The 2,104-nt window shown below is 71.4% G+C and carries 1 protein-coding gene and 1 pseudogene; both read right to left on the bottom strand.

The window, feature by feature from the left end; genetic code table 11:
• The coding region (locus QH283_RS00090) for a GMC family oxidoreductase N-terminal domain-containing protein (protein WP_280500978.1) at positions 1-1,499 on the bottom strand (1,499 nt) is incomplete at its 3' end.
• Between the two features lie 131 nt (positions 1,500-1,630).
• Positions 1,631-2,104, bottom strand: a pseudogene (locus tag QH283_RS00095) (Fpg/Nei family DNA glycosylase); the annotation flags it as partial.

A 2,104-nucleotide genomic window follows, 5' to 3' on the forward strand; every position in this document is an offset into this window, starting at 1 on the left:
GGGGGGGGTGTTTTGCCGCCGTGGGCGGGGGGGCGCGCCAGACCCACCTGGGGGTCGGGGTGCGCCGCACCGCCGCGCCAGTTCATGAAGCCGACCAGCATGCCGGGATGCACCGGGCCGGTCTCGTAGATGACGCCGTAGCCGTCGCCGTCGAGATCGGCGTGCTGGCGCGAGATGCGGGTCTGCAGGCCGCCCTCCCACGGACGCAGTTCCTCGTCGAAGACGCCGAAGACCGCCGAGGCCGGGTGCAGGCGCAGGTGAGCACCGATGTTCTTGTTGCGCAGGCCGGAGCGGCGCAGCAGCGCGGGGGTCTGCACCGCGCCGGCCGACACCACGACGGCCTTGGCGCGCACGTGCAGCCGCGCGCCCTCCTCGGTGCGGGCAACCACGCCCTCGGCCCTGCCCGCCTTGACCTCGATGTGGCGCACGTCCGCGCCGACGACCAGCCGCGCGCCGCGGGCGGCGGCGTCCGACAGCCAGGTCTTGGTGACCGACTGCTTGGCGCCGACCCGGCAGCCGTACCCGCAGCGGCCGCACTCCACGCCCGCGTCGCAGGCGTCGGTGACATTGCGCGGCAGCGGGCCCATGTCCCAGCCGAGCGCTTTCGCGCCGCGTTCGAGCACGGTGTCGCGCGCGGAGATGGTGGAGCGGTCGAAGTTCACCGACAGCCGCTTCTCCACCGCGTCCAGCGCCTCGGAGAACTCCTCGGTGGCGAACTGCTTCGCGCCGATGCCCGCCCATTCCTCGCGCACCGTGTCGGGGGTGCGCAGCGAGGTGCTCCAGTTGACCACCGTGCCGCCACCGAGGCAGCCACCCGCGACCAGGGTGAGCAGCCCCTCGGCGGTGGCATTCGGGCCGGGTGCGTAGAGCTTGGTGAGCGCGTCGAGCTCGCCCGCGCCGAAGTCGGCGTCGTCGTAGTAGCCGCCACGTTCGAGCACCACCACGTCGAGCCCGGCCTCGGCCAGCACGGCCGCCGCGGTGCCGCCGCCCGCGCCGGAACCGACCACCACCACATCGCAGTCCAGGGTGGCGTCCTCGCTGTAGCGCAGCGGGCTGAGCGCGGGCCGCGGCGCGGTGGCGAGCGGGCCGGGCGGGCCGGGGTAGCCCATCTGCTTCCACAGCGGATTGAAGCCCTCCGGCCCTGGCGTGACGTAGTAGGACAGCAGCGTGCCCTTCTTCAGCGCCTGGAACAGCGCGCGCTTGGCCCCGAGCCGGGATTCGGCGAGCTCGAGCAGCACCCGCTCGCGGTCGGCGGGCGAGAGTTTGGAGAATGAGCGCAGACCGGCGCCAACGACCAGGCCGAACAGCGGGCTGTCCCACATGCCGAGGACGGTGGACAGCAGTTTGCCGCCCGAGGGGTCGGGATCACGCGACAGCATCGACAGCATGACGTCGGGGACGCCGAGTTCGGTGGCCGAGGGCAGACCGAGCCCGTCCCCGGGGGCGAAGGTATCGCAGATCAGCTCGAGCGCAGCGCGCTGTTTGGCCGTCAGCTCCATAGGGTGTGACTCCAGAAGAAAGAATGACGAAATACGCGATGTGGGTGCATCGCGACGGAATACAGACTCACATATCTTGAGTTCTCAGAAACCTACTCCGCTCAAATTCGGGAGTAAAGGCCGCATTTCGATCATTCCGGCGCGGGCTGACAGCGCGGGCAGAAATAGATTCCTCGCTCGCGTTGGATGAACCGGTCCGACATCGGGACGCTCTCGCCGAGCGCGCGCACCCTGATCCCGGCGCCACAGCGCTTGCACGGCATCCTGGCCCGGCCGTAGACCAGCTCGCGCCAGGGCGGACGGTGCGCGGCGGCGTGCAGCACCCGGTGCGACTCGTTGACCAGGGCGGCCAGATCGGGCACGTCGGCGACCGGGGTGGCCGGGTGCACCCGGCGCAGGAAACAGATCTCGCTGCGGTACTTGTTGCCGATGCCCGCCAGATTCCGCTGGTCGAGCAGGGCGAGACCGACGGCGCGCCCGGGGTCGGCGGCCAGCCGCCGCCGCGCCTCCTCGGGGTCCCAGTCCGGTCCGAGCAGGTCGGGGCCGAGGTGGCCGATGATGGTGTCCTCGTGTTCGCGGCGCACCACGTCGACCGCGCCGAGGGA

Source organism: Nocardia farcinica (assembly GCF_029867845.1).
Taxonomy (GTDB): domain Bacteria; phylum Actinomycetota; class Actinomycetes; order Mycobacteriales; family Mycobacteriaceae; genus Nocardia; species Nocardia farcinica_A.